Annotated in this window: 28 protein-coding genes and 1 tRNA gene; 12 read left to right on the top strand and 17 right to left on the bottom strand. The window is 36.2% G+C overall.

The window, feature by feature from the left end:
- Nucleotides 1-54: 54 nt before the first annotated feature.
- On the top strand, nt 55-1,071 hold the full coding sequence (gene fbp / locus LB449_RS11285) for a class 1 fructose-bisphosphatase (RefSeq protein ID WP_224455203.1): 1,017 nt from the start codon (nt 55-57) through the stop codon (nt 1,069-1,071).
- Nucleotides 1,072-1,081: 10 nt separating this feature from the next.
- On the opposite strand, the gene LB449_RS11280 is transcribed toward fbp, so the two are convergent.
- On the bottom strand, nt 1,082-1,513 hold the full coding sequence (locus LB449_RS11280) for a TerB family tellurite resistance protein (RefSeq protein ID WP_224455202.1): 432 nt from the start codon (nt 1,511-1,513) through the stop codon (nt 1,082-1,084).
- A gap of 83 nt (nt 1,514-1,596) precedes the next feature.
- On the opposite strand from LB449_RS11280, the gene LB449_RS11275 reads away from it, so the two are divergent.
- The 4 genes from LB449_RS11275 to LB449_RS11260 are packed head-to-tail and all read left to right on the top strand — an operon-like array spanning nt 1,597 to nt 4,429.
- Complete coding sequence (locus LB449_RS11275; RefSeq protein ID WP_224455201.1) at nt 1,597-2,028, top strand: ATP-dependent zinc protease family protein; 432 nt, start codon at nt 1,597-1,599, stop codon at nt 2,026-2,028.
- Complete coding sequence (gene rimK / locus LB449_RS11270; RefSeq protein WP_224455200.1) at nt 2,018-2,890, top strand: 30S ribosomal protein S6--L-glutamate ligase; 873 nt, start codon at nt 2,018-2,020, stop codon at nt 2,888-2,890. The genes LB449_RS11275 and rimK overlap by 11 nt, the downstream gene beginning before the upstream one ends.
- Nucleotides 2,890-3,870 carry a succinylglutamate desuccinylase/aspartoacylase family protein gene (locus tag LB449_RS11265; protein WP_224455199.1) on the top strand — a complete coding sequence of 327 codons (981 nt, stop codon included), beginning with the start codon at nt 2,890-2,892 and terminating at the stop codon, nt 3,868-3,870. Before rimK ends, LB449_RS11265 begins: the two co-directional genes overlap by 1 nt.
- Nucleotides 3,863-4,429, top strand: coding sequence for a 5-formyltetrahydrofolate cyclo-ligase (locus LB449_RS11260; protein WP_224455198.1), 567 nt, complete (start codon nt 3,863-3,865; stop codon nt 4,427-4,429). Before LB449_RS11265 ends, LB449_RS11260 begins: the two co-directional genes overlap by 8 nt.
- Before the next feature lie 126 nt (nt 4,430-4,555).
- On the opposite strand, the gene feoB is transcribed toward LB449_RS11260, so the two are convergent.
- Together feoB and LB449_RS11245 are read right to left on the bottom strand one after the other, a co-directional pair.
- Complete coding sequence (gene feoB, locus LB449_RS11250) at nt 4,556-6,658, bottom strand: ferrous iron transport protein B (protein WP_224455196.1); 2,103 nt, start codon at nt 6,656-6,658, stop codon at nt 4,556-4,558.
- Complete coding sequence (locus LB449_RS11245) at nt 6,651-6,884, bottom strand: FeoA family protein (RefSeq protein WP_224455195.1); 234 nt, start codon at nt 6,882-6,884, stop codon at nt 6,651-6,653. The genes feoB and LB449_RS11245 overlap by 8 nt, the downstream gene beginning before the upstream one ends.
- Before the next feature lie 174 nt (nt 6,885-7,058).
- On the opposite strand from LB449_RS11245, the gene asnS reads away from it, so the two are divergent.
- From asnS to LB449_RS11225, 4 genes are all read left to right on the top strand, one after another.
- Nucleotides 7,059-8,501: an asparagine--tRNA ligase gene (asnS, locus tag LB449_RS11240; RefSeq protein ID WP_224455194.1), complete on the top strand. Its 1,443-nt coding sequence runs from the start codon at nt 7,059-7,061 to the stop codon at nt 8,499-8,501.
- On the top strand, nt 8,488-9,366 hold the full coding sequence (locus LB449_RS11235) for an RluA family pseudouridine synthase (protein WP_224455193.1): 879 nt from the start codon (nt 8,488-8,490) through the stop codon (nt 9,364-9,366). The genes asnS and LB449_RS11235 overlap by 14 nt, the downstream gene beginning before the upstream one ends.
- 72 nt (nt 9,367-9,438) lie before the next feature.
- Nucleotides 9,439-10,887, top strand: coding sequence for an RNA polymerase factor sigma-54 (gene rpoN / locus LB449_RS11230; RefSeq protein WP_224455192.1), 1,449 nt, complete (start codon nt 9,439-9,441; stop codon nt 10,885-10,887).
- Nucleotides 10,884-11,498 (top strand): hypothetical protein, encoded by a 615-nt coding sequence (locus LB449_RS11225; RefSeq protein ID WP_224455191.1) that lies wholly within the window; start codon nt 10,884-10,886, stop codon nt 11,496-11,498. The genes rpoN and LB449_RS11225 overlap by 4 nt, the downstream gene beginning before the upstream one ends.
- Nucleotides 11,499-11,500: 2 nt before the next feature.
- On the opposite strand, the gene LB449_RS11220 is transcribed toward LB449_RS11225, so the two are convergent.
- The 8 genes from LB449_RS11220 to LB449_RS11185 form a co-directional block, all read right to left on the bottom strand.
- Nucleotides 11,501-12,199 carry a porin family protein gene (locus LB449_RS11220; RefSeq protein ID WP_224455190.1) on the bottom strand — a complete coding sequence of 233 codons (699 nt, stop codon included), beginning with the start codon at nt 12,197-12,199 and terminating at the stop codon, nt 11,501-11,503.
- 95 nt (nt 12,200-12,294) lie between these two features.
- Nucleotides 12,295-12,777 carry an ExbD/TolR family protein gene (locus tag LB449_RS11215; protein WP_224455189.1) on the bottom strand — a complete coding sequence of 161 codons (483 nt, stop codon included), beginning with the start codon at nt 12,775-12,777 and terminating at the stop codon, nt 12,295-12,297.
- A 12-nt stretch (nt 12,778-12,789) separates the two neighbouring features.
- Nucleotides 12,790-13,398 (bottom strand): ExbD/TolR family protein, encoded by a 609-nt coding sequence (locus LB449_RS11210; RefSeq protein ID WP_224455188.1) that lies wholly within the window; start codon nt 13,396-13,398, stop codon nt 12,790-12,792.
- Between the two features lie 2 nt (nt 13,399-13,400).
- Nucleotides 13,401-13,835: a hypothetical protein gene (locus tag LB449_RS11205; RefSeq protein ID WP_224455187.1), complete on the bottom strand. Its 435-nt coding sequence runs from the start codon at nt 13,833-13,835 to the stop codon at nt 13,401-13,403.
- Between the two features lie 5 nt (nt 13,836-13,840).
- A complete protein-coding gene (locus LB449_RS11200) occupies nt 13,841-14,629 on the bottom strand; it encodes a MotA/TolQ/ExbB proton channel family protein (protein ID WP_224455186.1) in 789 nt (262 codons plus the stop codon).
- A gap of 55 nt (nt 14,630-14,684) precedes the next feature.
- Nucleotides 14,685-14,774: transfer RNA gene (locus tag LB449_RS11195), tRNA-Ser, on the bottom strand.
- Nucleotides 14,775-14,853: 79 nt separating this feature from the next.
- Complete coding sequence (locus LB449_RS11190; RefSeq protein WP_224455185.1) at nt 14,854-15,873, bottom strand: asparaginase; 1,020 nt, start codon at nt 15,871-15,873, stop codon at nt 14,854-14,856.
- Between the two features lie 13 nt (nt 15,874-15,886).
- Entirely contained in the window at nt 15,887-16,654 is a 768-nt protein-coding gene (locus tag LB449_RS11185) for a TatD family hydrolase (protein WP_224455184.1), read from the bottom strand.
- Nucleotides 16,655-16,704: 50 nt separating this feature from the next.
- On the opposite strand from LB449_RS11185, the gene LB449_RS11180 reads away from it, so the two are divergent.
- Nucleotides 16,705-17,142: a retropepsin-like aspartic protease gene (locus LB449_RS11180; RefSeq protein ID WP_224455183.1), complete on the top strand. Its 438-nt coding sequence runs from the start codon at nt 16,705-16,707 to the stop codon at nt 17,140-17,142.
- A 15-nt stretch (nt 17,143-17,157) separates the two neighbouring features.
- Here the strand turns inward: LB449_RS11180 and LB449_RS11175 are convergent, their stop codons facing one another.
- The 5 genes from LB449_RS11175 to LB449_RS11155 form a co-directional block, all read right to left on the bottom strand.
- Nucleotides 17,158-17,391 (bottom strand): hypothetical protein, encoded by a 234-nt coding sequence (locus tag LB449_RS11175; RefSeq protein WP_224455182.1) that lies wholly within the window; start codon nt 17,389-17,391, stop codon nt 17,158-17,160.
- Nucleotides 17,392-17,442: 51 nt separating this feature from the next.
- Nucleotides 17,443-17,724, bottom strand: a complete 282-nt coding sequence (locus LB449_RS11170; RefSeq protein ID WP_224455181.1) for a hypothetical protein — start codon at nt 17,722-17,724, stop codon at nt 17,443-17,445.
- A 199-nt stretch (nt 17,725-17,923) separates the two neighbouring features.
- Nucleotides 17,924-18,985 carry a hypothetical protein gene (locus tag LB449_RS11165; protein WP_224455180.1) on the bottom strand — a complete coding sequence of 354 codons (1,062 nt, stop codon included), beginning with the start codon at nt 18,983-18,985 and terminating at the stop codon, nt 17,924-17,926.
- 277 nt (nt 18,986-19,262) lie between these two features.
- Nucleotides 19,263-20,543, bottom strand: coding sequence for a 2-oxoglutarate dehydrogenase complex dihydrolipoyllysine-residue succinyltransferase (odhB, locus tag LB449_RS11160; RefSeq protein WP_224455179.1), 1,281 nt, complete (start codon nt 20,541-20,543; stop codon nt 19,263-19,265).
- 20 nt (nt 20,544-20,563) lie between these two features.
- Nucleotides 20,564-23,389 (bottom strand): 2-oxoglutarate dehydrogenase E1 component, encoded by a 2,826-nt coding sequence (locus LB449_RS11155; protein WP_224455178.1) that lies wholly within the window; start codon nt 23,387-23,389, stop codon nt 20,564-20,566.
- A gap of 192 nt (nt 23,390-23,581) precedes the next feature.
- Between LB449_RS11155 and LB449_RS11150 the strand changes: the two genes are divergently transcribed.
- Together LB449_RS11150 and LB449_RS11145 are read left to right on the top strand one after the other, a co-directional pair.
- Nucleotides 23,582-24,556, top strand: a complete 975-nt coding sequence (locus LB449_RS11150) for a polyprenyl synthetase family protein (protein ID WP_224455177.1) — start codon at nt 23,582-23,584, stop codon at nt 24,554-24,556.
- On the top strand, nt 24,557-24,907 hold the full coding sequence (locus tag LB449_RS11145) for a hypothetical protein (RefSeq protein ID WP_224455176.1): 351 nt from the start codon (nt 24,557-24,559) through the stop codon (nt 24,905-24,907).
- Between the two features lie 191 nt (nt 24,908-25,098).
- Here LB449_RS11145 and LB449_RS11140 read toward each other — a convergent pair whose 3' ends face one another.
- On the bottom strand, nt 25,099-25,890 hold the full coding sequence (locus LB449_RS11140) for a PhzF family phenazine biosynthesis protein (protein WP_224455175.1): 792 nt from the start codon (nt 25,888-25,890) through the stop codon (nt 25,099-25,101).
- Nucleotides 25,891-26,575: the final 685 nt, after the last annotated feature.

The following is a 26,575-nucleotide window of genomic DNA, read 5'->3' as shown; positions in this document are numbered from 1 at the left end:
TGATAACCACTTTGCGATTTTTTCTATTTTTGCGAAAACTACAACGTTTTCGTTATGAAAAATACCAATCAAACTCTAGGTGAGTTTATTATTGAAAATCAAAAATCCTTTAAATATACCTCTGGCGAACTTTCCAGACTCATTAACTCCATAAGACTTGCCGCAAAAGTGGTCAACCACGAAGTCAACAAGGCTGGACTTGTAGATATAGTAGGAGATTACGGTGGTAAAAACGTTCAGGGAGAGGATCAAAAAAAGCTGGATGTTTATGCGAACGAAACCTTTATACAAACCCTCATCAATAGAGAAATTGTATGCGGAATAGCTTCAGAAGAAAATGATAATTACATCACTATACAGGGAAACAACAAAGATCACAAGAACAAATATGTCGTCTTGATGGACCCTCTGGACGGGAGTTCAAATATAGATGTTAACGTTTCTGTAGGAACCATTTTTTCTATTTATCGTAGGGTTACACCTGTAGGTCAGCCTGTAGAAATGGAAGATTTTTTACAACCTGGCAACCAGCAAGTGGCAGCAGGATATATTATTTATGGAACCTCGACAATGCTGGTATATACAACCGGCCATGGAGTAAACGGTTTTACGCTTAACCCAGCGATAGGAACCTATTATTTATCACATCCAGATATGAAATTTCCTGATGATGGAAGAATATACTCCATCAATGAAGGGAATTATATTCACTTTCCACAGGGAGTTAAAGACTATATCAAGTACTGTCAAAATCAGCGTGACGAAGATCCTTACACATCCCGATATATCGGTTCTTTGGTATCCGACTTTCATAGAAACATGATCAAAGGGGGAATTTATATGTATCCGAAAAGTTCAAGTGCGGAGAAAGGGAAATTGAGGTTACTTTATGAATGCAATCCTATCGCCTTTATTGCAGAGCAGGCAAACGGGAAAGCATCTGATGGGTTCCAGAGAATTCTAGACATCAAACCAACAGAGCTACATGAACGTGTACCTTTCTTCTGTGGGAGCAAAAAAATGGTTGAACAAGCCGAATCCTTCATGAAAGCGGCTCATCCAACTCAATAAATTTAAAGTTTTAGTAATCTTGAGACTCTATGAAGTGGAGATAGAGATCAAACGAGAAATTATTTGAAAATAATTTCTTAGACTTTTCTAAAATAGCCTCTGCTTGTTCATCGGAATAACCAAGCCCTACTGCATACTTAGAAATCAGAAATTCTTCAGCTTCATCCATTACATTATCAACGTAGATAATGCGGAGAAGGTCGAATAGGAATTCCAGGCGTTGGTGTTTAGAATTGATAGCATGAACAGGAAATGAAGCCGGATTTTCTAATATCCGTTCGTAATCTTCTTTGGAAACATCAAATTTCTTTGAAAAACGCTTTAAGAGTTTTTCTTCTATGGGTTTGATGTCACCATCGATAGCTGCAAGGTTAACTAGATTTGCAAAATGGTTTAATTTCGTAGAGTTCCTTATGTTTTCGTAAAAATCTTCTTTGGACATTTTTTAATTATTTATAATGATAAATATAATATTAATTTCGCGAGAAAATTCTGGATACATTCATTTTTGTAATTTGCATAAATATGAAGAAAAAAATTATCGGCAGACTGGATAAGGCTAACTTTCCTGAGTTAAATCTGAAAGACATTTCCATCAAAATTGACACAGGCGCTTATACATCATCTATTCACTGCGAAAATATTGAAGAAAAAGAAGATGGTTTACATTGCATTTTTCTAGATCAAGAACATCCAGAATACGATCATAAACCCTTTGTTTTCAAAACTTACAACAAGATAAGAGTAAAGAGTAGCAACGGTATTGCCCAAAGTAGATATGAAATAAAGTCTAACATTGAAATTTTTGGTAAAGTTTATAAAATTTCACTTTCTTTGAGCAATAGAAAAGAAATGAAACACCCGGTTCTTCTAGGCCGTAAATTTTTAAATAAAAAATTTATAGTAGACCCAGAATTACAAAATCTATCTCATAACACCCATTACCATGAACATTAAAATTTTATCGAGAAATCCAAATCTCTATTCTACAAAACGCCTAGTTGAAGCTGCAAAGAAAAGGAAACATGATGTGCAAGTCATTGATCCACTTAAATGTGACTTGGTGATTGAAAAGCGTAACCCCAACATATATTATAAAGGTGAATATATTTTAGACACAGATGCCATTATTCCTCGTATTGGTGCTTCTGTAACCTTTTACGGTACTGCGGTGGTTAGACAGTTTGAAATGATGGGTGCATTTAGTACTATCGACTCTGAAGCTTTGGTAAGAAGTAGAGATAAATTAAGAAGCTTGCAAGTGCTTTCCAGAGCTAAAATTGGTTTACCAAAAACAGTGTTTACCAACTATTCCAGAGATGTAAATGGTGTTATACAACAAGTTGGAGGAACTCCTTTAGTCATTAAGCTTTTGGAAGGAACTCAGGGACTTGGTGTTGTATTGGCAGAAACAAAAAATGCTGCAAAATCGGTTATTGAAGCCTTTAATGGATTGCAGGCAAGAGTCATTGTTCAGGAATTTATCAAAGAAGCTAAAGGTGCGGATATACGTGTTTTTGTAGTTGATGGCCATGTAGTTGGAGCGATGAAGAGACAAGGAAAAGAAGGGGAATTTCGTTCGAATTTACATCAAGGTGGATCGGCAGAAGTGATTGAACTTTCAGATGAAGAAGAGATAGCTGCTATAAAAGCAGCAAAGGCTATGCGACTTGGTGTTGCTGGAGTTGACCTTTTACAAAGTTCTAGAGGTCCATTAATTTTGGAAGTTAACTCTTCTCCAGGCCTTGAGGGTATTGAAAAAGCTACTGGCAAAGACATTGCAAGAAGTATTATTCAATACATAGAAAAAAATGTATAATGCCCCATATAGATTCTAAAAATGTCCTTCACATCTTGGACAGAAAAGTCTTTCCTGGTGAAAAAGCAAGAATAAATTTTAATACAGCCAAGCTCTACACGACTACTTCTGTTGAAGTTCCTGTTATTATACAGCGAGCCAAAAAACCTGGGCCTGTTCTGCTCATAACAGCAGGTATCCATGGAGATGAAGTCAATGGAGTGGAAACCGTAAGGCAGTTTATTTCGAAAGGAATCAATAAGCCCACAAGAGGAACTGTTATTTGCGTCCCAGTCTTAAACGTATTTGGATTTCTCAACATGACCCGTGAATTCCCAGATGGGAGAGATCTTAACAGAATGTTCCCTGGATCTAAAACAGGCGCCTTGGCCAGTAGATTTGCTTACCAATTTGCTTCTGAAATATTACCTGCTGCCGACTATTGTTTTGATTTCCATACTGGTGGTGCTAGCCGGTTTAACGCTGCGCAAATTCGAATTGATAAAACAGATGAAAGAGGCGAAGAGTTAGCTAGAGTTTTCAATGCACCATTTACTGTTTACTCCTCAACAATCAAAAATTCGTATAGGATGACTTGTGTGAAACATGGAAAAACAGTCTTATTGTTTGAAGGTGGTAAATCCAAGGATAACAATAAGGAAATTTCAAAACACGGAGTTGATGGGTTGAAACGCATCATGAAGTATTTTGATATGCTTAAATCAAATTTTGAGATCGAAGACCCTGAGGAAAACACCAAATTTATATCGAGCACTTACTGGATGAGAGCAAAATACAGTGGATTGCTTCATATAAAGATTCCAATAGGTAAACTCGTTGAAAAAGGTGAGTTTATTGCTACAATAACAGACCCCTATGGAAGCTTTAGACATAAAGTGAAAGCCAGTAATAACGGTTACATTATCAATGCTAACCAATCCCCTATCGTTTACCAGGGAGACGCTATTTTCCACATTTCCAAGGAAAGCACAAATGAATAAAGAGGACTTAAGAAAAAAGTATATCATCTTCAGGAAAGAACTCTCTATTTCTGAAATGGATGATATGAGCCTTAAGATAGCAAACCAGGCTTTACAGCTGGATATTTGGGATTTTGAATTTTACCATTTATTTTTAAGCATTTCTAATCAAAAAGAAATAAATACGGAATACCTATTACAAATCATATTTGGCAAAGATGCCAATGCAGTTGTACCTAAAGTAAATGGAAAAACTCTCGAGCATTTTCTGCTCACAGACACTACAAAACTAAAACTGAGTAAATGGGATATTCCTGAACCTGTAAAGGGAATCAAAATTGAACCCAATCAAATTGATGTCATATTTTTACCCTTATTAGCTTACGACAAACAAGGCAACCGAATTGGATACGGTAAAGGCTTTTATGATAAATTCCTCGTGGACTGCCGACCTGAAACTTTAAAAATTGGCTTGTCTTTTTTTGAACCTGAAGAAGAAAACATAGAAGTTTCTGACCATGACGTAGCACTTGACTATTGTATTACTCCAGAAAATATACACAAATTCAAATCAAACTAATCACACCCACATTGGCCAGAGCCACAGGCTGCGCTCTTGTTTTTTGACTTGAAGAAGAATTTCTTTACCAGATAACTCACCGCCAATAAAAATATAATAAGTACAAATATCTCCTGTAACATAGTTTTATTTTAAAATTTGAAAAGCAATTAAAGCAACTACATAAGCGAAACCGGACATACCAAATAATTGAATCATAGGCCATTTCCAAGTTCCCGTCTCTCTCTTCACTATTGCCAAAGTACTCATACACTGCATGGCAAAGGCGTAAAACAACAACAAGCTAATTCCACTTGCAAAAGTAAATAAAGGTCCTCCAAGGACTGGGTTAGTTTCAGCAGCCATTCTGCTTTTTATGGTTTGTTCATCTTCACTCCCAACACTGTAAATAGTTGCCAAAGTACCTACGAAAACTTCCCGAGCTGCAAATGAACTTATAATGGCTATACCTATTTTCCAATCGTAGCCAAGAGGAGTTACAGCGGGTTCTATTGCTCTACCGGCATATCCAATGTAAGAATTCTTTAACTTGTAAGAGGAAATTTCTGTTTCAAGCTCTTCTGCTGTCATTTCCGAATGGTCAATGGTAGAGGATACGATTTCCTCCGCATTTTCGAATTTATCTGTTGGGCCATAACTCGCCAAAACCCAAAGAATAATAGAAATAGCTAAAATTATTTTCCCAGCTCCAAACACAAAAGATTTTGTTTTTTCTACTACTGTAAGGGCCACATTTTTAAAAATCGGAAGTTTATAATTCGGCATTTCTACCACAAAATAAGATTTGAAGTCAATCTTAAGCATCTTGCTCGCTAACCAGCCTGAAGCAACTGCTGTCACGAATCCCAGTAAATAAAGCAGCATCAACGTTACAGCCTGATAATTAAAAATTCCAAGCCAGCGCTCGTCTGGAATTACCAGACTGATAATGATTAAATACACTGGAAGCCTGGCAGAACAGGTGGTAAAAGGAACGACCAAAATTGTGACCAGTCTCTCTTTCCAACTTTCAATATTCCTTGCAGCCATCACAGCGGGAATAGCGCATGCCGTTCCAGAAACCAGAGGCACAACACTTTTACCACTCATTCCAAATTTGCGCATTATTCTATCCATAAGAAAAACGACTCGGCTCATATATCCAGTCTCTTCCAAAATAGATATGAATAGGAACAAAAAGGCAATTTGAGGGACAAAAATTACAATCCCTCCTATACCGGGAATAATACCTTCAGAAATAAGGTTGGTCAGCATTCCTGCTGGCAAACTTTGTTTTACAAACTCGCTCAAAAAGAGAAAGCTCTCATCAATAAAATCCATTGGATAAGTGGACCAGTCATAAATCGCCTGGAAAATCAAGAATAAAATTGCTAAAAAGATGACATAGCCCCAGACTTTATGGATCAGCAATCGATCAATTGTAGCTCTGAGTCCTTTTGCTAAAGCCAGATCCTTTGTTAGGGTTTCCTTCAGGGTATTATTGATAAATTGATACCTTTTAATGGTTTCCTTTTGCTGAAGTCGTTTTATTTCTGAATCTGATTTTGGTTTAAATCCGCTTTCAGAAGGAATTCTTTTCCTGTTGGTTTTACCGAAGTTAACATCTTGAGTGATTACCAACCATAATTTATAAAGATCTTGGTTAGGATACGCCTTTTTTAAGGAATCAAAATAATCTTTATCTATTGCTGAAGCATCCAAACAAGGTTTCAAAGAAATTTTATTATAATCAATGATGGATTGTTTTAAACCCTCAAATCCCTTATTTTTCTTTGCACTTATTAGATTTACATTAGTATTCAACCGCTTTTCTAGGAGTTCAATATCAAGTTCAATTCCTTTCCTATCCATACGATCAGCCATGTTTATTGCTAGGATGGTTGGCAATCCAAGGTCTTTTATTTGAGTAAACAAAAGAAGATTCCTTTTGAGATTTTCAATATCGCTAACCACGACCACAACATCTGGATAGTCTTTGTCATTTTTATTCAACAGCAATTCGACAACCACATTTTCATCCATCGAAGTCGCATTGAGACTGTAGGTCCCAGGTAAGTCCAGAATATGGGCCTTAAGGTTTCTTGAAAGCTTAACTATAGCTTCTTTCTTTTCTACAGTGATTCCTGGATAATTACCAACCTTCTGATTTAGTCCTGTAAGGTTATTGAAGACTGAAGTTTTGCCTGTATTCGGATTGCCAACTAAAGCCACATTTATTTGTTTACTCATCCTCAATAAGTTCTACGTTGATGAGCTTGGCAGTCTCTTTTCTAATTGATAAGTAAGTATCATTGATGTTGAGATAAAGTGGATCTCTAAATGGAGCTATCTGTATCAGTTCAACATGATTTCCTGGCAAACACCCCATTTCTAAAAGCTTGAGAGGAATATCCTGAGAGGTCATTTCTCCTATGATAGCTTTCTGTCCCTTCTTTAAATTAGCTACAGTCATCATCTATTTAGATTAATTTTAAACAAAAATAAGAAGCTTTTTACTTAAATCTGGAATAATATAGAAATATTTAAAATTCACTCAACGAACCTAAATAAAATGAGGTTGTATTTTTCAAAAGCTATTGTAAAGCCTTAAGGAAAAAATTACCTTTGCTACTTACTAAAACAATTGATAATGCTGATAAAAAACGTAGTTGAGCTTCTGGAAAGTGATCATATTTTACAAGAATATAAAGTAAACGGTTGGGTGAGAGCGTTTAGAAGTAATCGCTTTATCGCTTTGAATGATGGATCCTGCCTGGATAATTTGCAATGCATTGTGGATTTTGAAAATACTGACGAGGAAGTTTTGAAAAGCATAACTACTGGAGCATCAGTATCGGTCATCGGAACTTTAAAGGAAAGCGAAGGAAAGGGTCAACGAGTTGAACTTGATGTCAAATCAATTGAAATTTTAGGAAAAGCCGATCCTGAAGATGTTAAGAAAACGATACTTCAGCCAAAAAAACACTCTCTGGAAAAACTCAGAGAACAAGCTCACCTCAGAGTAAGAACCAACACTTTTGGAGCTGTGATGAGGGTGAGATCAAAACTCGCTTTTGCAGTTCATCAATATTTTAATGATAACGGATTCTACTACGTCAACACTCCGATTGTAACAGGAAGTGATGCTGAAGGCGCTGGAGAAATGTTTAAAGTGACAAGTTTAAATATGAAGGACATTCCAAAAAATGATGCGGGTGAAATTGATTTCTCTAAAGATTTTTTCGGAAAGGAAACCAACCTGACGGTTAGTGGACAGCTTGAAGCCGAAACTTATGCCCTTGGCCTAGGAAAGGTTTACACGTTTGGACCAACCTTCAGAGCAGAAAACTCCAACACTTCCAGACATCTAGCTGAATTCTGGATGATAGAACCAGAGATGGCATTTTGCGATTTGGAAGGGAATATCGATTTAGCTGAAGATTTTATTCAGTATGTTTTAAATTACATTTCAAAACATTGTCAAGCTGATTTAGAATTTTTAGAAAATAGACTTCTACAAGAAGAGAAGTCTAAACCAGAAAAGGATAGATCACCAATGCCACTGAGAGAGAAAATTGATTTTGTATTAAAAAACAATTTCAAAAGAGTCTCTTATACAGAAGCCATTGAGATCTTGAAAAATTCAAAACCAAACAAGAAAAAGAAATTCAACTACATCATTGAAGAATGGGGCGCTGACTTACAAAGTGAACACGAGCGGTATTTGGTTGAAAAACACTTTGGTTGTCCTGTAGTTCTTTATGATTATCCTGCCGATATAAAAGCATTCTACATGCGCCTCAACGATGATGAAAAAACAGTAAGAGCCATGGATGTTCTTTTCCCAGGGATTGGAGAAATAGCAGGGGGTTCTCAGAGGGAAGAGCGTTATGATGTCCTACTTTCCAAAATGAAAGAAGGTGGTGTAGACGAAAAGGAGCTATGGTGGTACCTGGAAACCAGAAAGCTTGGAACATGTAAACATTCTGGCTTTGGTCTTGGCTTTGAACGTCTGGTGCTTTTTGCAACAGGAATGTCAAACATAAGGGACGTAATTCCTTATCCAAGAACGCCTCAAAATGCAGAATTTTAAACCAAAAACCTGCATTGAAACTCATGTAGTTGGAAACTTAAAAGAAAAAACTCGCTTACAAGAGTACGGCATAGACATTTTTCAGTCTATCCAGACTAAAAGTGCTTTGAAAAAGACTCTTAAAAAAGAGCTTATCACAATTGATGGAAATATAGCCAACACTTCAAATTGGGTTGAGAATGGGCAGGTTATAAAACTTTTTGCTGAAGAAACTCAGGGTAATAAAAAAGTTTTTAATCTAAAAATTGACATTCTATATGAAGATAATTTTTTGGCTGTCATTCATAAACCTGCCGGATATCCAACCAATGGAAACTATTTCAAGACCATTGAGAATGCTTTGCCATTCAATCTAAAGGAAAGTCCGGAAAAAGATAAGCTTCCATTTCCGCAACCGGTTCACAGATTGGACAATCCTACCTCTGGCATTCTATTGATTGCTAAAACACAATCGGTAAAATCACTTTTATCGGTTCTTTTTGAACATCATAAAATTCAGAAAAAATATTCAGCTGTAGTTTCTGGAGGTTTTGATCATGAGCAAGGCGAAATCAATACAGATATTGACGGAAAAAGGAGCTTGACAAAATTTCAGGTTAGAAAGGCATTTCAAAAAGAGCATAAAATCTTTAGCTTAGTAGATTTATGGCCTGAAACAGGAAGAACACATCAGCTCAGGATTCATCTTTCTTCACAAGGAAATCCTATCGTGGGAGATGCTATTTATGGAGAGAAAAATAAAAACAATAGTCTTCTGCTGCACGCTAGCTCCCTGAGATTTGTTCATCCCAAAACTCAAAAAAGATTATTTATTGAAACTGAGTTACCACATAAATTCGTTAAATTTATTGATGGCTTGAAGTAAAATTTTAGATTTGATTAATGTTGAATTAGTTGATCTAAAATAAAATTCAGCATAAACCATTGACTCAGAACCATGCTAAAACAAAGGCTTAACCTTAAATTATCCCAGAAGTTATCACCGCAACAAATACAGTTGATGAAGTTGATACAGCTTCCTACTTTAGCTTTTGAACAAAGGGTAAAGCAGGAATATGAAGAAAATCCAGCTCTTGATGCTGAAAAAGAGAAAGATGAATTTGAAGACGAATTCAAAAATGAAACAGATGTAGATGAACGTGATGTTATTGAAACTGAATTTGATGTTGATGATTATTTAAGCGATGACGAAATCCCAAATTACAAGCTAAAAGCCAACAATTACAGTGCAGACGATGAAGACAAACAAGTGCCCTATGCCTCTGGAACTTCATTTTCACAATATCTAAAAACTCAGTTACAAACGTTTTCATTTAAAGGCGATCAAGAAGAAATTGCATTTTTTCTGGTAGGTAGCGTAGATGATAGTGGATACATACGACGATCTTTGGTAGATATTGTTGATGATTTAGCTTTTACTCAAAATATATACACAGAAGAACAAACTGTCGAGAAAACATTAAAAATTGTACAATCTTTAGATCCAGCTGGAGTCGGTGCTCGGGATCTTCGAGAGTGCTTACTTATACAATTACAAAGGAAGGACAAGACGGAGAGTGTAGATTTAGCCTACAAAATTATAGACGAGGCTTTTGATAAATTCAGTAAAAAACATTACGATAAACTTATTCAGAAATTCAACATTACAGAAGAAAAACTGAAAAAAGCAGTTGAAGAAATAGAGCACCTTAATCCAAAACCTGGTGCGTCGTATTCTGGAAATAGCAAATCAGTCGAACATGTTATTCCTGATTTTGCAATTCATATTAAAAATGGCGAATTAGAATTGACTTTAAATGGTAGAAATGCACCAGAAATGCATATTTCCAGAGATTATTCCAATATGCTGAAAGGCTATAAAGAAGCTAAAACTAAGACAAAAGAGCAAAAGGAGGCTGTTTTCTTTATCAAACAAAAATTAGATTCTGCAAAGTGGTTTATTGATGCCATTAAACAAAGGCAGGAAACCCTATACTCTACGATGTATTCTATTATGATGCATCAGGAAGAATACTTCCTTTCGGGAGATGAAAGGTCTCTAAAGCCTATGATACTAAAAGATATTGCTGAAAAAATAGATATGGACATCAGTACTGTGTCCAGAGTAGCTAATAGTAAGTATGTTGAAACACCTTACGGTACATTTCTCATTAAAAGTTTCTTTTCAGAATCGATGAAGAATGAGGAAGGCGAGGATGTGTCGACAAGAGAAATCAAAAAGATTCTGGAAATGACGATTGAGTCTGAAAACAAGAAAAAACCACATACTGATGCTAAATTAGCTCAAATACTTAAAGAAAAGGGCTATCCAATCGCGAGAAGGACAATAGCAAAATACCGAGAACAATTGGATGTGCCTGTCGCAAGATTGAGAAAAGAAATATGAGGTTGATAGAAAGAGGCTCAAAGCTTCTCTCTATCTTAGGACATCCATTATGGATGCCTGTAATAGGTTGTTTATTTTATTTTTATGCCATCCCAAATTACTTGGACCAGCAAATTATAACTGCCAAACTTGTGGCAGTGATTATCCTCACCATCTTCTTGCCTATAGTATTTTTATTTATTGCAAAAAACTTGAGACTGATCAAGAACTACACTCTCTCTGATGTTAAGGAAAGACGTTTTTTTATAATGTTTTTTATATTATTAGTTCTTATTTTACTCAACAACATACTGGACGTCTACAATTACCGAACGCTATTTTATTTCTTTTCTGGGATACTCTTTTCTGGCATTATATCGCTACTTTTCAGTATGTTTAGGGTGAAAATAAGTTTACATGCTTTGGGAATAAGTGGACTTGTTTGTTTTATCATTGGTCTAAGCTTATCTTTTCAGGAACCCATGATATTTTCAATTAGCCTATTCATTATTTTTCTTGGACTTGTAAGCGCATCACGACTTTTTGAAAGAGCACATACCTTTCCTGAAGTTGTATTAGGTATTGTAGGAGGAGTTTTACCTCAATTATATTTCTTTAGTTATTGGGTTTAGGTCTACAAGAAGAAAAAGACCAGTCCTACCTTTATAGGTTTTATTCCAACGTCTTCACCTGTAACTTCCATCTGTGATTCTTCAAACAATGGATTTAGACTTGCATCTACAAAAAAATTGACTGCCCCATAACCAAAGGTGAGTTTCAAGTTTGTTCTGAAATCATTTAGACCATCTATAGAACTGAATTCATAGCTTTCTTCAGGACTGCGGAAAATGGACTTAGAACTTATGACATACCCAAAAGTCACTCCTAAGTATACTCTCCAAAAAGACAGTTTGTCAACATCAGAAGTTCTCCATCTCAACTCTAAGGGTATTTCGACAAGGTTAGTAGTAAAACGATTGGTATCGTAATTCACCTCAGGATCCAATACAGAAAAATTATCCTGATCCGTGTCTCTGGATATTTTTAAGGTTTGTCCGAAGGTATTGAGATTTAAACCTAAACCTACACCAAGAGAGAGATTCCTTCTTTTATTAATAGGCATGTCACGGATAAAACCAAATATAAGGCCTCCTGAGAATCCAGATTGTTCTACATTTTCAGGAAGATCAGTTAAAAAATTAAAACTAAACCCAACGTAGAATTGATCTTCTCTGTAGAGAGAATCAGATTCGTTCTGTTTAAGCCAAGAGAGATCTTGTGCCTCAATGGCACAGAAATAAAGCAAAAAGACACTTAAGTAAATAATTTTCATCTCATATTAAAAGTAGGGAAAGTTAAACAGGTTGAAGCAAATAAAAAAGGCACTCTTAGAAAGAGTGCCTTTTAAACATTATAATGTCAGACAACCTACTCAAGATTGAGCTCTGCTGCCCCTTCCTTAGTTGTATAATTAATTTTTAATGCCTCAGCTTTACGCAATTCTTGCTTGATATCGGATACAAGACCCATGTTAGTTTCTTTATCAACTTTTAGGGCAGTCGTCAATTTATCCTGCAACTCTTCACGTTTAGACAGGCGTTCTTCTTTAATAAATTGCTGAACGTCATTCACACTTGCGTACTTATCGTTCAATTGTATTCTAGCTTCTGTACCAAAAGTTTCCTGATATCTAGGTGATGGTTTCCCAGCATAGATATACATAATTAAATTTTTCTTATCTAACTTTTCAACTTGGTCAGCAAAAGGAAGAATATTTTGAACCTTAAGTGAAGTATCTCTCATTACGGTAACAACCATAAAAAAGAACAAAAGCATAAAAACAATATCTGGTAAGGATGCGGTAGAAATCGCAGGAGTCCCACCATCATCTTTCTTTTTAAATTTTGACATAAGTTTTCAGTTTTATTTTTTAGGTTCCGCTTCAGATAATTTCTGTGGATACATTTCTTTTATGATACCAATTCTCTCTTTAAGCTTTTCTTTATCACCTCGCCATTCAGAGTCATTAAAGGCAGCTTCCATATCTACAAAATCAGTATCATAAAGTCTATTCGCTTCTCTATTTCTCAATTCGTTATAGGCAGCCACTAGCTCATTTTGAACAGCTATGTATCTACCATATTGGGTCTTTCTATCATTCTGCAAAGAAATAACAGCTTTTATAGGATTATCAGAGGATTTTGGGTCCTTAGCTCCTTGGCAATAATCGCATGCTTCGTCGCCAGTACCTCCACCATTATCTAAAAAGTCTATAGCTGACTGTCTCAAATCTCTAAATTCCATTTTCTCATCTTCAACAAACAAGTCACCGTTAGAATTCACAAGAACAATAAAAATATTACGTTCTTTCAAAATTGGTGGCTCTTCTTCTGAATCGTCAATTGGAGGTAACTTCCTTGTAATTCCGCTATCTGTTTCAATGGTAGTAGTCACCAAGAAAAAGATAAGCAAAAGGAAAGCTATATCCGCCATGGATCCAGCATTTACCTCTGGTGCTGATCTTTTTGCCATAATTATTTAGTTATAATTTTTCTAACACTCGATAATAGCATTGCTAATACCGCTAAAGCTGCTAATATATAGAAAGCTGTCAATCCTGTACTGACCAATCTGGAACCGTTAGCAGATAGCATGTCACCATCCCTTAAAGCTGTTTCTGTTCCACTAGACACTGCGTATGAAATTACAATGACTAAAATAAAACCCCCTAAGGATATAAGCGTTTTCTTTACATTACCTGTAAAAAGGGCTTTGATTGAAAAAATCAAAACCGCAAGAATAGTAATTGCCAATATCACGTAGGAAACATACATAAACGGAGCTAGCACGCTTGTTTGCATCGCTGCATCAGCTTCTATCGCATCATCCCCAGCATTCAGGATTCTCACAAAGAGAATAGCTCCTACAACACCGAAAACAATTTTTATAATATTAAATATCTTATTCATATTGATTATTTGTTTTTGTGTGCAACTAAGATGTCGATAAGAGTAATCGAAGCATCTTCCATATCATTTACAATACTATCAATCTTAGCGATGATATAATTATAAAAAACCTGAAGTATAATAGCTACTATCAAACCAAATACAGTTGTTAATAAGGCTACTTTAATACCTCCAGCTACCAAAGATGGCTGCATATCACCAGCTGCTTCAATCTTATCGAAGGCTTGAATCATACCTATAACAGTACCCATGAAACCAAGCATAGGAGCAAGTGCTATAAATAAAGACACCCAAGAAACATTTTTTTCCAGTTGTCCCATTTGAACACCACCGTAAGCCACTACAGCCTTTTCTGAAGCTTCAATACCTTCATCCATTCTATCAATACCCTGATAATAGATAGAGGCTACTGGTCCACTTGTATTTCTACAAACTTCCTTTGCAGCTTCTGCACCACCACTCTTCATTGCTTCTTCAACACTTTCAGCAAGTTTCTTTGAGTTGGTTGTCGCTAAGTTTAAGTAAATAATTCTTTCAAAAGCAATTGCAAGCCCAAGAATTAAACATAGAAGAACGATACCCATAAATCCAGGTCCACCTTCAATGAAACGCTTTTTTAATTCTTGGTGAAAACCTACACTTTCTTCGGCTTCTTCACCAGACGCATCTACATCATCTTGTACAAAATTCACAGCTGCTTCAGTAAAAATGTCAGAAGAATTTGCTGCTGTTAAAGTTGTGTTACCAACCGCCATGATGGCTAAAATAGTTAAAATTGAAAATAATCTTTTCATTGTTGTCTGTCTTAGAATTAATAATTAGTGTTTAATGATTTTTAGTTTGAAAAAGCAGAGAGGAAGGGATTCGAACCCTCGGTTCCGATACAATCGGAACATACGCTTTCCAGGCGTACACCTTCGACCGCTCGGTCACCTCTCTTTATATTAATGAACGTTAACTAATACTTAGCAAATAAATAAAAAAAAATACTTTTATAGCAGGAATTGAACGTTAATTTTTAATTCATTTCACCTCGTAAAGAGGTTTCAAATATAGTTTTAAATACTTTTGGACCAAGATTTTTGTTCAAAAGATACATCATTTTTCCTACAGCCGCCTCTGTCGTTATGTCTCCACCACTTATTATACCAAGCCTTTTTAAGCCTTCACTCGCAGCGTACTTTCCCATTAATACGCCTCCACCAACACATTGAGTGACATTTACCACGTAAACACCTCTACCAACAAGATCTTTCAAAAGATCTACAAACCATTTATCTGTTTTTGCATTACCACTGCCAAAAGTTTCCAATATGATTCCTTCTACATGAGGTGTGTTAAAAATATGATGCAGTGTATCGTAATTTATACCAGGAAAAAGCTTCAGGATTAAAATATTATCGTTTAATGATTTATGAATAACCATTTTCTTCCTCATATTTGGCTTCAACAGCTTCTCGTAATTGATTTTCAGGTTTACACCAGACTCCGCAATTGGTGGAAAATTTGCAGATTCAAAGGCTTCAAAATGCTCGGCATTTACCTTTGTAGTTCTATTGGCCCTATAAAGCTTATACTCAAAATAAAGCCCAACTTCTTTTATCACAGTTTTGCCTTGCTCTTTGAGGCCGGCAAGTTGAATGCTGGTAATCAGGTTTTCTTTGGCGTCTGTCCTTAGATCTCCAATCGGCAGTTGAGACCCCGTGAAAATGATTGGTTTTTTTAGGTTTTCAAACATAAAAGAAATCACAGAAGCAGTGTAAGACATTGTATCGCTACCATGAAGTACAACAAAACCATCATAGTCCTCAAAATTTTCTTCAATGAGGTTTGCGAGTTTCACATAATCGGTTGTGTCCATATCCGAGGAATCAACTGGCTTTTCAAAGCTTACAGTACTGATCTCGTGCTCCAAGAGTTTAAGTTCAGGAATGTTAGATAGTAATTCGTCAAAATTGAATGCAGTAAGCGCACCGGTTTCTGGATTTTTGATCATCCCTATGGTACCCCCCGTATATACTAATAGAATTTTTGACATAAAGTGAACTGTATTAAATTCCGAAGACGTCTTTAGAATTTTGTGTAGTTTGCTCTGTTATTTTTTCCAAACTTACATTATATAAGTCTGAAAGTTTTTCGGCAACTTTTAAAACGTGAGCACTTTCATTGCGCTTTCCTCTGTAAGGTTTTGGTGCAAGATAAGGCGCATCGGTTTCCAAAACGATATGCTTTAAGTCTATTTCGTTAATGAATTGATCAATCTTTCCATTCTTGAAGGTCACCACACCTCCTATTCCCAATTTCATATTATAACTTATAGCTTGTTCTGCTTGCGCTTTGGTCCCGGTAAAACAATGGAAAATCCCATACAAGTCATCTCCTTTTTCTTCTTCCAAAACCTCAAATACCTCATCAAAAGCTTCCCGACAGTGAATCACAATTGGAAGTTTGTATTTTTTTGCCAGCTGGATCTGCCTTTTGAAGGCTTTACGCTGAGCTTCAAAAAAACTTTTATCCCAGTATAAATCAATGCCGATTTCTCCAATAGCGTAAAAACTTCTCTTCTGAAGTTGCTCCTCGATATGCTGAAGCTCTTGCTCCACTGTTTCTGAAATTGAAGTAGGATGCAATCCCATCATTAAAAATATGTGTTCTGGAAATTGCTTTTCCAGATCGTACATAGCTTGTGTGGTTTCTGAATCTATCGCAGGGATAAAAAAACGCTTAACGTTGTTATCGATCGCTCTCTGTATGACTTCCGCTCTATCTTCGTTAAAAGCTTCAGAATATAAATGGGTGTGAGTATCTGTTATTATCATGGAGCAAATTTATTTAAAACGAAACTTTATATTTGCCGAAAAATCAATAAATGTCTTCTTTAAAATCTTTTCTGAAAGAAAAAAACTACAAAGCCCTTAAAATGAATAGCACCGAAACCAATCATTTTGAGTGTAAAGTGATTATTAATGGTGTGGAAGGCAGTTTTCTAATAGATACTGGCGCCTCGAGTTCGTGCATCGATTTTACCTATGCAGAACATTTCAATTTGTTTTCTGAAGACAGCAATATCAAAGCGGCCGGCGCTGGCGCCACCAATATGCTCACCAAGGCCTCAACCAACAACAAAGTGAGCATTGGAAAATGGACCAAAAAGAAAGTGGATTTGATTTTATTTGACTTGTCGCACGTCAACAAAGCCTTAAGCGACCATGATGCAGAATTGGTTCATGGCATCATCGGTGCTGATATTCTCAAAAAAGGCAAAGCTGTGATTGATTATAAGACGGATTATTTGTATTTGAAGTAAATCAGCCTATCTGAGTTAATTAGAGGTCTTCTTTTTCGACTTGTCCAAAATTTTATAAATAAAAAAAATGGGGAAAAGCAGAGGTAGAATTACCACATAGTTTTCTGAATAGATCACTGAAATGAGTCCAAACATCACAACGCCTGCAAGAAATCCAATCGCCAGGGCACTTATAATTTTGGACTTTTTCGCATCCTTATCCTTTTCGGGTTGATCGCCTTTGGAGACGGCAGGAGTTACTTGTTCCATTTGTACTGTTTTTAAAATAGTTGTGTTAATAGTTAATTTATAAAATCTGTTCTAACCGAAAAAGAAAGCTAAGGACAATAAAAGTGAAGTAAGTAAAAGCATAATGATAAACACTTTAATAAGACGTTTTTTGCTCTCTGATTTTAGTTTTGCTCTGATATCTGCTTTTACTTTATTGAGCTCAGACACAGATAGCTCAGGTTCCTTCAATTTAGTTTTAGAATTTGAACTCTTATAATTTGCTTTTCTATCAGACCTCGCTTGCCGTTTTTGATTGCGTTCTTGTTTTCTTGCTAAGGTTGCTTTAAAATGTGATAAACTTCCGTGGGCCATAGGTTTAAACTTGATCACATCGCATTACTAAAACTCTTCTTCAGTATTTTCTGAATCGGGAGCTGTTGTCAGAGGTGGCGATGGTAATTCTGAATTAGAAGGGGTTGTTTTTATGGATTCATTGCATTCTCTTAGTTTAGGTTCGTTAAGTTCGTGCTCTATTTTACAGGTTTATTAAATGGTAATACACCGATTTGAATCAATAAGAGTCTTGACAATAATACTCGATTTTTCTTCCAATTTTTCTTTTTATCAGGTCATTCCTGAAATATGTTTTATTAATCCAATTCTCATTTTTGTCATAAATTGTTTTAATATAGATGACGTCGCTTTTTTCTGATTCTCCATTTTTCATCATTCTTGAATCTACCCATTTGGAAACTATTTTATCTTCATAAATGTAGGTTTGAAAATAACTTTTTATAGCGTTATCGTCTTTATAATATTTATGTTCTATTTTGATAGAATCTTTCCATTTATAATGGGCCCTTGTTTGAAACGTGAGTCCACTTTGCCTAGAAGTTTGTTCCTGAATTTTAAATTCTAGATTTTCATCTTTATAAGTTTTATCAGTTACTAATAGGCCTTCATACGTTTCTCTTTTCTTGATAATTGTATCACCAATAATCTTAGTATTATATAAAGTTGAATCGTTTGAATTCAACTTTATGGTTGTGTTACCACCCAATTTATTTTTAACGCCGAACCCGTTTTCGGTATTAATATTAAGTTCTTTCGTTAAATGGTTTTTCGAATCGTATTTATATAGTCTATAAAATCTTAATATGTCATTTTCAATAAGATCACGTCTTATAACTAATTTATTTTTAAAGTAGTTGATATACTTTCTTCTTTCCACCATATCTAAAGAAAAAATCTTAATTGAATCAGGTTTTTTTAAACCATCTCTGAAATATTGAATTAAAGCTTCTCCATTCCCATTCCCTTTATAAATCTCAACTTTTAAAATTCTATTTTGATCATCATAAGTAGTTATTTTAAAGGGTTTATTTAAAACCTTACTGTAGACTATATGCTTTAAAATATTACTATTTTTATCAAATTTCACTTCAAATTTTTCAGATAAATGATCTTTCCTCTCTTCATTATTATCGTATTTCGTGTCTTCAATAAGCATTGATTTTACACAATCATTATGATCGATATTCTCAATTTTTGAGATATAGCGGTCGACTGGACTCTCTTGGGAGAAAATAATGCTAAACCAGAAAGTTAAGACTAAGAGAAAAAATTTATTCATTTGAATTTAATAATTCTATCTATTTTCTAAGATCAAAGTCTCAGTCTCACAAATTTACACTTTTACATCAAACAGTTACAAAATAAATTAAATTAATCTAATCCAACGTAACCCCTTCAGTTTATCATCCTCACCAAGCTGGATCTCCAAGCCGACTCAAAACCTTTAAGAAATGTATCAAAACCCTTGAAAGCTAACTAAAGCAAAATCATTATAAAACAAAAAACCCTGAAGCTATGAAAACTTCAGGGTTGCTATAATTATGATGATTTCTAGCTTAAAGCTCTAGGGCTTTTTCTATGTTACCATCCATCAAGAGTTCTTTTGGATCTTCCAGCGCTTCTTTGATCGCTACCAAAAATCCAACAGATTCTTTGCCGTCGATGATTCTGTGGTCGTAAGATAAGGCCACGTACATCATTGGGCGGATTTCTACTTTGCCGTCGATCGCAACTGGACGCTCGAGGATATTATGCATGCCCAAAATTCCACTTTGTGGTGGGTTGATAATTGGGGTCGATAGCATAGAACCAAATACACCTCCGTTGGAAATGGTGAAGGTTCCGCCTGTCATTTCATCTACAGTGATTTTTCCGTCTCTAGCCCTTAAAGCCAAACGTTTCACTTCCTGCTCAACTCCTCTAAAGCCTAAGTTTTCGGCATTACGCATCACCGGAACCATCAAGCCTTTAGGCCCTGAAACCGCAATACTGATGTCTTTATGATCGTAAGTGATCATTTCCTTACCGTCGATCATAGAGTTGACCGCTGGGAATTTGTCCAATGCACGAACTACTGCCAACGTAAAGAAGGACATAAATCCAAGACTCACGCCGTGGGTTTCTTTGAATTTCTCTTTATAATCTGCTCTCAGATCAAAAATAGGCTTCATGTCAACTTCATTGAAAGTCGTCAACATCGCTGTTTCATTTTTGACACTTACCAAACGTTCGGCAACTTTACGTCTCAGCATTGACATTTTGCTTCGAGACTCGCTGCGTTTGCCTTTACCTGGAGAACCCATAGATGGTTTAGATTCTGCATTCACCGCATCTTCTTTGGTAATTCTACCGTCTCTGCCAGTTCCTTTAACGTCTTTAGAATCGATATTTTTCTCGTCCAAAGTTTTCTTAGCCGCTGGAGATGGGCTTCCCGTAGCATAAGTTTCTTTAGAATCTGAAGAGGATTTTTCTTCTTTATCTTTAGAAGAAGATTTATCTTCTTTTTTCTTTTCCTCTTTTTTGTCCTCAGATTTTTTATCGTCTGAAGATTCTTTAGATTCAGATTTATCTTCTTTATCCTTACCGCCAGATGGCTTTTCAGCATCTGTGTCAATTAAGCAAACCACCTCGCCCACCTGGACGACGTCGCCTTCCTCAGCTTTGAGCGTAATGATGCCTGAAGCTTCAGCTGGCAGTTCTAAGGTTGCTTTATCACTATCAACTTCAGCGACTGCCTGATCTTTTTCTACGTAGTCTCCGTCTTTAACTAACCATTCTGCGATTTCAACTTCGCTAATTGACTCTCCCGGTGAAGGGACTTTCATTTCTAAAGCCATAATATTATGTGTTTCTTATCTTAATTTTTACTTTTATAATCTCTTATGTTGTTATCTTTTGAAGGGTCGAATACATAATCGATAACTCCTTCGTGTCTTTTCTTAAATCTTGCCTGACTACCTGCAGCAGGAGAGCCGTAAAAACGTCTGCTACACACTCTAAAGTCTTTGGTCTTATGATATTGGAGCAATAAGTGTGTATAAGCACCCATATTTCTTGGTTCTTCCTGAGCCCAAACGATGTCCTCAGCATTCTTATATCTCTTGATTACTTTATCTATTTCTTCTTCTGGAACCGGAAACAATTGCTCAATTCTCACTAGAGCAACATCCTTTCTCCCCTCTTCTTCTCTTCTTTTCTTTAGATCAAAATAGAACTTACCTGAGCAGAATACTAAGGTTTTAATGTCTTTTACTTTGGCTTTTGGATCGTCAATAACCGTTTGGAAGCTTCCTTCAGCCAGATCCTCTTTTGGCGAAATCACCTCAGCATGTCTCAACAAACTTTTAGGTGTGAAAACGACAAGAGGTTTTCTATAATCTGTTTTAAGCTGTCTTCTCAACAGGTGGAAGTAGTTGGCTGGGCTGGTACAGTTGGCAACAAACATATTGTCTTTGGCACATAACTGAAGGTATCTTTCCATTCTTCCTGAAGAATGCTCGGAACCCTGACCTTCATACCCGTGAGGTAATAGCAAAACAAGACCATTCTGTGTTTTCCATTTATCTTCTGCCGATGATATGTACTGGTCAATCATAATTTGAGCCCCATTGCTGAAGTCTCCAAATTGAGCTTCCCAGATGGTCAAAGTTGAAGGACTTGCCATCGCGTAACCATAGTCAAAACCAACGACTGCATATTCTGAAAGTAAGGAATTGTATATATAGAAATGACCTTGATCATCTTTTATATTGTTGTGAGGCACGTATTCTTCTTCACTGTTTTCTGTCTTGATAACAGCATGTCTGTGAGAAAAAGTTCCTCGCTCCACGTCCTGTCCTGAAATTCGCACGTCGTGACCTTCATCAAGTAAAGTGGCATAAGCTAAAATTTCACCCATCGCCCAGTCCAGTTCGTTCTTCTCGAAGTACATGGTATGACGTGCTTTTATGAGTTTTTTTATCTTCCTCATAAAATTTTTATCCTCAGGCAATGTCGTGATGGCTTCTGCCAATTCCGAAAGTCTCTCCAGGTCAAACTTAGTATCTACTGGCTCAAGCATTTTTTGCTTGTTGGCAGGCTCATAGCCTTCCCACTCTTCCTGTAGGATTTTGGAAACCACAGATTTTTCTTCTTTTTTCGAAACTTCGTATTCTTCGTTAAGTTTAGACTTAACTTTTTCCTCTAATTGATCCAGATATTCTTTATCAATAACACCCTCTTCCATCAATTTATCACCATAAATATCCCTTGGATTTTTATGTTCTGAGATCGCTTTGTACAGTTTTGGCTGTGTAAATTTTGGTTCATCACCTTCGTTGTGGCCATACTTTCTATAACCCAACAGGTCAATAAACACATCTCTTCCAAATTCCATTCTGTATTGCAATGCAAAATTCATTGCATGAACTACCGCTTCAACATCGTCTGCATTCACATGTAATACTGGAGACAAAGTCACCTTAGCAACATCTGTACAATAGATTGATGATCTCCCATCTATATAATTGGTAGTAAAACCGATTTGATTATTGACAACAATATGAATGGTTCCGCCCGTCTTATATCCATCTAGCTGTGCCATTTGCACAATCTCGTAAGCAATTCCCTGTCCAGCTATGGCAGCATCACCATGAACCACGATTGGTAGAACATTTTGTTCTTCACCAAGGTGATGATCATCCTGTTTTGCCCTAGCAATACCTTGCACTACAGAACCTACGGTTTCCAAATGCGAAGGATTAGGGGCTATGTTTAAATTAATTTCTTTATTAGAGTCGGTTTTACGGACAGACGTCCAGCCCAAGTGGTATTTTACATCACCATCAAATCCATCTACGTCATAATCTTTACCCTCAAACTCGTTGAAAATATCCTTAGCACTTTTACCGAAGATATTTACCAAAGTATTGAGTCGGCCACGATGAGCCATTCCCATCACAAATTCTTTCACACCCATATCTGCTGCACCTTCGATCAGAGTATCCAAAGCGGGAATTAAAGATTCGTTACCTTCAAGTGAAAAACGTTTTTGACCAACATAACTTTTATGAAGAAAACTTTCAAAAATGACAGCTTCATTCAAGCGGCGTAATATATTTTTCTTTTGAGGTTCAGAAAAGTTGGTCTTATTTTGATTTTTATAAATGTGTTCTTGTATCCATTTAATGACTTCAGGATTCCTGATGTAAGCGTATTCTACACCAATTGAATCACAAAAGACATTTTCAAGAAAATCTATGATTTGTCTTAATGTTGCTTTACCAATACCAATGATTTCTCCAGCTTCAAATTCCAGATCTAAATCTGATTTTGACAAACCGAAGTTTTCAACATCTAGTCTTGGTGAATACTTCCTGCGTTCTCTTACTGGGTTTGTTTTTGTAAATAAATGACCTCGATGTCTGTAGCCGTCAATCAAATTGACGACCTGAAATTCCTTCTGGACATTTTCCGGGACTTGAACCTGCTGAGTTTCTTTGGTTTCAGCATCTTTTAACTTTACTGTAGTTGTGGAATTCTCGGAAGACTCATCTTCGAATCCGCCAGATTCCATACCAAAATCAAAGCCTTGAAAAAAGGCTCGCATACTTGGTTCAGTGGCATCGGGATTTTGTAAGTATTGATTATAGAGGTCGGCTAATTGCGATGGGTGCATCGCATTTAAAAATGAATATTTGTCCATATTGAAATTACATCTTGTAATGTGTATTTACAAAATTACGATTTCTATCTAAAACAGGGCTTCTTTGAATTAATTTTATAAATGTGCAGTCTTCAAGAGAAATATCTTAAACAAAATCTTAGCATCCAGACGTAACAATTCTCAAAATAAGAAGGTAGTTCTTCTGAATGATTTATTTTAGCAAAAAAATTGATGCTGGATTTAGAAGCTTACAAAACCACTTTCTTGTCTTATATGGACTCTCGACTCCCACAAAAAGAGCCAAGAAACCTTTACGAGCCTATTGAGTATATTCTTCAACTTGGAGGTAAGCGCCTAAGGCCTGTTCTGGTGTTGATGAGTGCAGATATCTTTGGCGGAGGCCGAGAAAAAGCTATGGATGCTGCCCTAGCGATAGAAATTTTCCATAATTTCTCATTGGTTCATGATGATATTATGGACGATGCGCCCTTGCGAAGAGGTAAGGAAACCGTGCATGAAAAGTGGAACATCAATACCGGTATTTTATCTGGAGATGCGATGCTGATCAATGCCTATCAATTGTTTGAAAATTATCCGGCAGAACATTTTAAACCTTTAGCCAAACTTTTCACTAAAACTGCTATTGAAGTCTGCGAAGGCCAACAATACGATGTTGATTTTGAAGAACGTGAAGACGTGACCATCGATGAATATCTAAAGATGATCGAATTTAAAACCGCCGTCTTGGTAGGAGCAGCTCTAAAGATGGGGGCTATCGTCAGTGATGCTTCTGAAGTAGTGCAAGACAAAATTTATGAGTTTGGCAGAATGCTTGGGATCGCCTTTCAGATTCAGGATGATTATTTAGATACGTTTGGAGATCAGGCTGTTTTCGGGAAACAAATTGGTGGTGACATTATTGAGAATAAAAAAACTTACTTGTACCTAAAAGCACTCGAACTAGCAGATTCCAGCAGTGCCGATCAACTGAGACATTTGTACACCATTTCACCTGAAGATCCTTCCAGTAAAATTGAAACTGCCAAACAAATTTTTGAGGATTCTGGTGCCAAAGCTTCAACTACTGAAAGGATAAAAGCCTATACCGAGGAGGCGTTTGAACATCTGGAACAGATGGAAGTGTCTGAAAAAGGAAAAGCATTTCTAAAGGCTTTTGGGACAAATCTCATGAATCGGGAGGTGTAAATGAGTCTTCCTCAAAAGCTTTCCGAGATCATCAGTGCGCCAGAAAAAAATGCTGAAGCCTGGAAACAGTTAATTCTACAACTAAATAAAGACCTGGCTCTGGTAGGACTGACAGAAATTGAATTGCAAACCAATATTACACCTGACGAATTATGGCGGGGTCTTAACCCTATTTTTTCTGATTTGATTCACCAAAAGACTTCAAGTTTTATTCACTTGCTTTACAGAATCGATATCCATGAAAATGAAATACAGCGATTAATGGCTCATGATGATTTCCTGGATCGCCTCATACACAGGGTTGTGGAACGTAGCTATCAGAAAGTGTATTGGCGGTCGGTTTATAAATAGAATCGGTAATGCCCGGTAAAAAATATTAGACCGCTTCACTTTAAGAAAATAGACTTAAGCTTAACTATCTGAAGGTCAAATCAAAATTGAAAATAGAGAAGTTTATATATACTAGAAGATTAATTTTATGTCCTCTGTTACTGTAGTGGATTAATCCAGGAATTTATTTATTGAAAATTATATCTCAAAATTTACAAATAAAACTCAGCTTTAAACACCGTTTTGGCTTGACCTAATATATAAACGCTGTCATTTTTCATCTCTACCTTGAGCTGACCCTTCCGCTCCGAAATTTGTTCTGATTTCAATTCGTTTTTACTCAAAATTTTAGACCAATACACGCCGAGTGCACAATGTGCAGAACCTGTCATCGGATCTTCCAAAATGTTAAGGTTGGGGACAAAACACCTGCAAACAATATCTCTTTCTTCTAAAGCTGATATAGCAGTAAAAATACTTTGCCCAAGACCTAAACTTTGCAATTGACTTGCATTGGGAGCAAAATCTTGAAGTTCATCTTCAGTTTCTAAAACCAGCATGGTCCAGTCATTGGTCACTTCAAAAGCTTGTTTGATGTTAAGGTCTAAAACTTCAGCCCAGTTGGAAGTTGAAATGGGATTCAAAGTATATTCTGGAAATTTCATTAGATAACCATCGGTGGTAAGACTAATTTCCAATTGATCTTTAGGGGCCTTAAAAATGATCGACTCTGTTTTTGAAACCACATTTAGTTCATACAAAATATGTGCTGCCGACAAGGTCGCATGGCCACAAAGTGGAACTTCGGCCTTAGGAGTGAAAAATCGAATATTGAAAAAATTTTCTTTAGGCACAACAAAGGCAACTTCAGACACATTCATTTCCTTAACTATGTTTTGCATTAGGTCCTCCTCCAGAAATTCATTTTTTAAAAGCATCACCCCTGCTGGGTTCCCTTTAAACATCTGATCGGTAAACGCATCGACTTGATATATGGTAGACATATTTTTTTTTGATCAAATTTATGTATTTAAATAGGAAGATGTCAGGGCTAAAGCCCCTTTTTGTTTTCATTTTGCACGGAATTACGAACATGCCTGGGCTAACGCCCCTTATATTTCACATCGTAATAATTTATGAAAATTACTGGCTGGAACCTTTTTTGTTTGATATCTAAAATAAGGGGTAGCGCCCTGAGTAAACAGCCTTTGGGAGGAACAAAGTTTAGGTATTAAAGATTTTTTCTCCTCACTGTTAGATTTTAGGTTTTAAGAATTAGGCAACTCAGTTTTTGAATTAATTAGTTTTTGAGAGGTAAGCTTCTTACAATTCAAAATTTTTATTTCGTAATTTAAAATTGATCAATCTGTCATCCTGAACGCAGTCTACGCAGTGAAGGATCTCTCCTATCGAAAAACCAAAAGATTCCCTGCCTTTGCATCAAGTCTAACAATGAGAAACATGAAAGATTTCTCCTATCGTCGGAATGACAACCACTCTGTCATTCAGAAGGAGCCATTTCGGAGACTTTCGAATCTCAACCTTTCCAAGCGCTCATAAGATTTCTCTTGTAGCCGAAATAACAATGAGATTGCTCGTCGCGGTAAAAAACTTCTCTTTCTAAATGTCAATCAGGGGCAACCCCCTGACATCTTCGTAATAAAACAACTTGGAAAAGAAACAAATAGG

The organism is Psychroflexus lacisalsi, from assembly GCF_020164495.1.
Classification (GTDB): domain Bacteria; phylum Bacteroidota; class Bacteroidia; order Flavobacteriales; family Flavobacteriaceae; genus Psychroflexus; species Psychroflexus lacisalsi.
Note: the sequence above shows the minus strand (reverse complement) of the source record. Positions and strands in the feature narration are given on the sequence as shown.

Bases quoted from the DNA above. Each gene is read 5' to 3' on its own strand.
- rimK (WP_224455200.1), top strand. From the start codon at position 2,018: ATGAACATTAAAATTTTATCGAGAAATCCAAATCTCTATTCTACAAAA.
- LB449_RS11155 (WP_224455178.1), bottom strand. From the start codon at position 23,389: ATGGACAAATATTCATTTTTAAATGCGATGCACCCATCGCAATTAGCC.
- LB449_RS11200 (WP_224455186.1), bottom strand. From the start codon at position 14,629: ATGAAAAGATTATTTTCAATTTTAACTATTTTAGCCATCATGGCGGTT.
- asnS (WP_224455194.1), top strand. From the start codon at position 7,059: ATGCTGATAAAAAACGTAGTTGAGCTTCTGGAAAGTGATCATATTTTA.
- LB449_RS11275 (WP_224455201.1), top strand. From the start codon at position 1,597: ATGAAGAAAAAAATTATCGGCAGACTGGATAAGGCTAACTTTCCTGAG.
- LB449_RS11215 (WP_224455189.1), bottom strand. From the start codon at position 12,777: ATGTCAAAATTTAAAAAGAAAGATGATGGTGGGACTCCTGCGATTTCT.
- LB449_RS11205 (WP_224455187.1), bottom strand. From the start codon at position 13,835: ATGAATAAGATATTTAATATTATAAAAATTGTTTTCGGTGTTGTAGGA.
- LB449_RS11150 (WP_224455177.1), top strand. From the start codon at position 23,582: ATGCTGGATTTAGAAGCTTACAAAACCACTTTCTTGTCTTATATGGAC.
- LB449_RS11145 (WP_224455176.1), top strand. From the start codon at position 24,557: ATGAGTCTTCCTCAAAAGCTTTCCGAGATCATCAGTGCGCCAGAAAAA.
- odhB (WP_224455179.1), bottom strand. From the start codon at position 20,543: ATGGCTTTAGAAATGAAAGTCCCTTCACCGGGAGAGTCAATTAGCGAA.
- LB449_RS11175 (WP_224455182.1), bottom strand. From the start codon at position 17,391: ATGGAACAAGTAACTCCTGCCGTCTCCAAAGGCGATCAACCCGAAAAG.
- LB449_RS11165 (WP_224455180.1), bottom strand. From the start codon at position 18,985: ATGAATAAATTTTTTCTCTTAGTCTTAACTTTCTGGTTTAGCATTATT.
- rpoN (WP_224455192.1), top strand. From the start codon at position 9,439: ATGCTAAAACAAAGGCTTAACCTTAAATTATCCCAGAAGTTATCACCG.
- LB449_RS11170 (WP_224455181.1), bottom strand. From the start codon at position 17,724: ATGGCCCACGGAAGTTTATCACATTTTAAAGCAACCTTAGCAAGAAAA.
- LB449_RS11280 (WP_224455202.1), bottom strand. From the start codon at position 1,513: ATGTCCAAAGAAGATTTTTACGAAAACATAAGGAACTCTACGAAATTA.
- LB449_RS11140 (WP_224455175.1), bottom strand. From the start codon at position 25,890: ATGTCTACCATATATCAAGTCGATGCGTTTACCGATCAGATGTTTAAA.
- LB449_RS11260 (WP_224455198.1), top strand. From the start codon at position 3,863: ATGAATAAAGAGGACTTAAGAAAAAAGTATATCATCTTCAGGAAAGAA.
- LB449_RS11190 (WP_224455185.1), bottom strand. From the start codon at position 15,873: ATGTCAAAAATTCTATTAGTATATACGGGGGGTACCATAGGGATGATC.
- LB449_RS11185 (WP_224455184.1), bottom strand. From the start codon at position 16,654: ATGATAATAACAGATACTCACACCCATTTATATTCTGAAGCTTTTAAC.
- LB449_RS11180 (WP_224455183.1), top strand. From the start codon at position 16,705: ATGTCTTCTTTAAAATCTTTTCTGAAAGAAAAAAACTACAAAGCCCTT.
- fbp (WP_224455203.1), top strand. From the start codon at position 55: ATGAAAAATACCAATCAAACTCTAGGTGAGTTTATTATTGAAAATCAA.
- LB449_RS11210 (WP_224455188.1), bottom strand. From the start codon at position 13,398: ATGGCAAAAAGATCAGCACCAGAGGTAAATGCTGGATCCATGGCGGAT.
- LB449_RS11235 (WP_224455193.1), top strand. From the start codon at position 8,488: ATGCAGAATTTTAAACCAAAAACCTGCATTGAAACTCATGTAGTTGGA.
- LB449_RS11245 (WP_224455195.1), bottom strand. From the start codon at position 6,884: ATGATGACTGTAGCTAATTTAAAGAAGGGACAGAAAGCTATCATAGGA.
- LB449_RS11265 (WP_224455199.1), top strand. From the start codon at position 2,890: ATGCCCCATATAGATTCTAAAAATGTCCTTCACATCTTGGACAGAAAA.
- LB449_RS11225 (WP_224455191.1), top strand. From the start codon at position 10,884: ATGAGGTTGATAGAAAGAGGCTCAAAGCTTCTCTCTATCTTAGGACAT.
- feoB (WP_224455196.1), bottom strand. From the start codon at position 6,658: ATGAGTAAACAAATAAATGTGGCTTTAGTTGGCAATCCGAATACAGGC.
- LB449_RS11220 (WP_224455190.1), bottom strand. From the start codon at position 12,199: ATGAAAATTATTTACTTAAGTGTCTTTTTGCTTTATTTCTGTGCCATT.